This is a genomic window from Cetobacterium sp., assembly GCF_048470075.1.
GTDB lineage: Bacteria > Fusobacteriota > Fusobacteriia > Fusobacteriales > Fusobacteriaceae > Cetobacterium_A.
In genome coordinates, this window is the sequence record NZ_DBGBQB010000019.1 from 1 (window position 1) to 4,816 (window position 4,816).

General features: G+C 30.9%; 5 protein-coding genes. All 5 read left to right on the forward strand.

The features are described from left to right. Positions 1–143 precede the first annotated feature (143 nt). Positions 144–1,322, forward strand: a complete 1,179-nt coding sequence (locus tag ACMOUI_RS00545) for a MalY/PatB family protein (RefSeq protein WP_418963794.1) — start codon at positions 144–146, stop codon at positions 1,320–1,322. A 16-nt stretch (positions 1,323–1,338) separates the two neighbouring features. Beyond that, positions 1,339–2,706 carry a Na+/H+ antiporter NhaC family protein gene (locus tag ACMOUI_RS00550; protein ID WP_418963795.1) on the forward strand — a complete coding sequence of 456 codons (1,368 nt, stop codon included), beginning with the start codon at positions 1,339–1,341 and terminating at the stop codon, positions 2,704–2,706. Between the two features lie 27 nt (positions 2,707–2,733). Continuing rightward, the gene (gene megL / locus ACMOUI_RS00555) at positions 2,734–3,927 is read left to right on the forward strand and encodes a methionine gamma-lyase (protein ID WP_418963796.1); all 1,194 of its coding nucleotides are present in this window, start codon (positions 2,734–2,736) and stop codon (positions 3,925–3,927) included. 92 nt (positions 3,928–4,019) lie between these two features. Beyond that, a complete protein-coding gene (locus ACMOUI_RS00560; RefSeq protein ID WP_418963797.1) occupies positions 4,020–4,538 on the forward strand; it encodes a ClbS/DfsB family four-helix bundle protein in 519 nt (172 codons plus the stop codon). Positions 4,539–4,649: 111 nt separating this feature from the next. Further along, the coding region (locus ACMOUI_RS00565; RefSeq protein ID WP_418963798.1) for an AAA family ATPase at positions 4,650–4,816 on the forward strand (167 nt) is incomplete at its 3' end.

Below are 4,816 nucleotides of genomic sequence, written 5' to 3' on the forward strand. Positions count from 1 at the left end.
TAGGAGAACAACCATTAAAAACCTATTTTTTAACCTATTAATCCTATTTTTATAAAAAATATCTCACTTTTTCATTGGTTTCTATTGGAATACAAATTGCTTATATTTAAATAGAACTTAAATTTAAATTGACGGGAGGAGTTATGAGATACAATTTTGATGAATCAATCAACAGACAAAATAACCATTCAGCAAAATGGGAGGAGATGGATAAAAAGTTTATTTCAAATAATTTATGGCCAATGTGGATAGCTGATATGGATTTAAAAACAGCTCCAGAGATTATCGACGCTATGAGAGCAAAGGTTGAAGAGGGAATTTTTGGATATGTCTATAGACCTGATTCCTATTATGAGAGTGCTGCTAAGTGGTCCCAAAGACGATTCAACTATAAAATAGACCCTAAAACTCTTATAAATAGCCCAGGGGTAGTTCCAACTCTCTCTATACTTATTAGACAATTGACTAAAAAACAGGATTCCATTTTAATTCAATCTCCTGTTTACTATCCTTTTGCTTGTGTTATAAAAGATAATGATCGAAAGTTGATTGAAAATAATCTAATCCAAGATGAAAAGGGTTACTACACTATCGATTTTAATGATTTTGAAAATAAAATAATAAAAAATAATGTTAAGTTATTCATACTTTGTAGTCCTCATAACCCTATTGGAAGAGTTTGGAAAAAAGAGGAGCTTGAAAAAATCTCCAATATCTGTCTTAAACATAAGGTTAGAGTTATTTCAGATGAGATTTGGAGAGACATTATAATGCCTGGTTTTAGCCATATCCCAACTGCTTCTCTAAGTAAAGAGATAGAAAAAAATACAATAACATGTTTTTCTCCAACAAAAACTTTTAATCTTGCTGGGCTTCAATCCTCTTTTGTAGCCTTTCCCATTGAGAATGAGTGGAAAAATTTTGATACTGAGCTTGGAATTCTTGATATTAAGAGAAATAATCCTTTCAGTCTGGTGGCTTTTGAAACCGCTTACACAAAGTGTGATAGCTGGGTTGATCAATTAAACCTCTATCTAAATGATAATATGGAATATGTTATTAACTTTCTTAAAGAGAATATTCCTCAGATTAAAACCATAAAACCTGAGGGTACCTATCTGATGTGGTTAGATTTTTCAGCTCTAAATATGTCTAAAGAGGAACTTTCAAAATTTTTACAAGAAAAAGCTAAGGTTGCTCTTGATGATGGTTTTTGGTTTGGAGAAAATGGTATTGGATTTGAGAGAATAAATATAGCATGTCCTAGATATATGCTTGAAATAGGTCTTCATAGAATAAAAGAAGCTGTTAATAATATCTAAATTATGGAGGGTGTTTATGAAAATTGAAAGAGAAAAAAAATATGGTGCCATTGCGTTTTTACCTTTATTTATATTTTTAGCACTTTATATTGGAAGTGGATTGATTTTTACTTATTTAGGTGTAGATGGAGCTTTTAAAAAATTCCCAAGACATGTTGCTCTTCTAATTGGAATTGTTTTTGCCATGCTTATGAATAGAGGTCTAAAACTTGATAAAAAAATAGAGATATTTAGTGAAAATGCTGGAAATCCAGGTGTTATTTTAATAGGTCTTATCTATCTTTTAGCAGGAGGATTTCAAGGAGCTGCTAAAGCCATGGGTGGCGTAGATTCTGTTGTAAACTTAGGTCTTACTTTTATTCCAAGCATGTTTTTAATCTCTGGTATATTTTTAATGGCTGCTATTATATCCACAGCTATTGGAACATCTATGGGAACTATCGCAGCTATGGCTCCAATTGCCATTGGTGTGGCACAAGCAGCTAGTTTAAATATTCCTCTAGCTTGTAGTGCCGTTATTGGTGGTGCATACTTTGGTGACAATCTATCTATGATTTCTGATACCACTATTTCCGCTGCAAAAGGGGTTGGTTCTGAAATGAAAGATAAATTTGAAATGAACTTTTTAATCGCATTACCTGCGGCAATTTTTGCATGTGTTGTCTATGGAATTTTAGGGGGAGTTGGAAATATAGATGGAGAAAAAACATACCATTTAATAAGAGTTGTTCCATATATTGTTGTTTTAATTAGTGCACTTATGGGATTTAATGTTGCAGGTGTTTTATTTATTGGGATTCTTATGACTGGAGTAATAGGCTTTTTAGATGGTAGTATCAATTTCTTTCAATGGGTAGGGGCCATTGGAGAAGGTATGTCTGATATGTTCAGTATAACAATAGTGGCTATTTTAATCTCTGGTCTGATAGGTTTAATCAAATATTATGGTGGTGTAGATTGGTTAATTAATACTTTAACTTCAAAAATGAATCAAAGAAGAGATGCAGAGTATGGAATTAGTTTTTTATCTGGGTTATTATCGGCCGCTCTTGTTAATAACACAATTGCTATTATTATCACTGCCCCAATTGCTAAAGAGATTGGAAAGAAATATAATATTGCACCTAAAAGACTCGCTAGTTTAATCGATATATTTGCTTGTGCATTCTTAGCATTAACTCCTTATGATGGAGGAATCCTTATTATAACTGGACTTGTAGATATCTCTCCTTTAGCAGTTTTAAAATATTCATTCTATATCTTTGCACTAATTATAACAACATGTATTACTATTCAATTTGGATTGTTAAGAACAAAAGAGGAAAAAATTAATAAGATTATTGAAAATAAAGACCAAGAATTGGAGTCTAGTGAACAGATTTAAGTATTAAGCTAAACCGAAGGAGGATTTATGAAAGATATTGAAAAAAAGAGTATTGGGACTATTGCCATACATGGAGGTCAAGAAAAAAATCCTTTTGGAGCATTGGCAACTCCTATATATCAAACTTCTACATTTATATTTGATTCAGTTGATCAAGGGGGAGCTAGATTTGCTGGAAAAGAGAATGGTTATATATATTCAAGACTTGGTAATCCAACTGTAGCTGTAGCCGAAAATAAAATTGCTCTCTTAGAGAAAGGGGAGTCCTGTGTGGGAACTTCATCTGGTATGGGAGCTATCTCTTCAACTCTATGGACTATATTAAAATCTGGAGATCATATTTTAGCGGATAAAGTTTTGTATGGATGTACTTTCGCTTTACTTAGTTATGGTTTAACGAAATTCGGAATCCAAGTGGAATTTATAGATATGAGCGACTTAAATATGGTTAAAAGTTCTTTAAAGGAAAATACTAAAGTTATCTATTTGGAAACTCCAGCTAATCCAGATTTAAAGGTATGTGATATCAACTTAATCTCTAGTATTTCCCATAGTTTTAATAATCAAATTCAAATTATAGTTGATAATACATTTGGAACTCCTTATTGTCAAAACCCTTTGACTTTAGGAGCTGATATTGTAGTTCATTCAGCAACTAAATATCTAAATGGGCATGGAGATGTCATAGCTGGATTTGTAGTTGGAAAAAAGGAAACTATAGATGATATTAGACTATTGGGGATTAAAGATATGACTGGAGCTGTCCTAAGTCCTCATGATGCAAGCCTTATTATTAGAGGTTTAAAAACTTTTGAGATTAGAATGAAAAAACACTGTGATAATGCTATAACTATTGCTAATTTTTTAAGCACTCACCCAAAAGTAAAAAAAGTTTATTATCCTGGTTTATCCACTCATCAAAATTTTGAAATTGCAAAAAAACAGATGAAAAATTTTGGTGGCATTGTATCTTTTGAATTAAAAGATGGTTTTGATGCTGGAAAAAAACTGCTAAACTGTTTAAATTTATGCTCCCTAGCAGTGAGTCTTGGTGATACTGAAACTCTAATTCAACATCCTGCTTCTATGACTCATTCATCCTATTCTAAAGAGGAACTTAAAAATGCAGGACTTTCTGAGGGGTTAGTTCGTTTATCTGTGGGTATTGAGGATGTTGAAGATATTATCGAAGATTTAAAAAAGGGACTTGATCTAATCTAAATATCAATAGGAAATAGTTATTAAGTTATTATTAGAATCAAAAGTTTCTACTCTCTATTGGACTAATAGTGACTTAATTAATGGAGGTTTATATGAAAATTTATAAAAATAAAATAGAGTTAAAAGATGAGATAGAAAAAACTTATAAAAAATATATTTCTGAATTTTATAATATACCTAATGAAATTAAAGATAAAAAAAATCCAGCGATTGATAGATCACCAGCAGAAAATCTAGCTTACCAAATCGGTTGGACAACTTTACTACTAAAATGGGAAAACGACTATAAATTAGGTGTTGAAGTTAAAACTCCTTCCGATAAATTTAAATGGAATGAGTTAGGGAAATTGTATCAATGGTTCACAAATGAATACGCACACCTACCCTTAGATGAACTTATAAATACTCTCAATAAAAATATAGAGGATATCTATGTAATGATTGATAGCATGACAGAGGATGAGCTATTTAAACCACATCAAAGAAAATGGGCAGATGAAGCTACAAAATCTGCAATTTGGGAAGTTTATAAATTTATTCATATAAATACAGTTGCACCATTTTCTACATTTAGAACTAAAATTAGAAAATGGAAGAAATTAGAGATGTAAAGCATTAAGCTATTTTTATTCTTAATTTAACTAACCTCATTTTAGATAAGAGTTAATTTTAAATAAAAGATATGATATACTTAAAGAAAAGGTACAATGAGGTGAAAAAAGATGGTTAAGAAAAAATTACCAGTAGGAATAGATGATTTTAAAGAGATAATAGAAAATAACTATTATTTTGTAGATAAATCTATGTTAATAAATGAATTACTAAATAAGAAATCCAAAGTGACATTACTACCGAGACCAAGAAGATTTGGAAAAACTTTAAATATGTC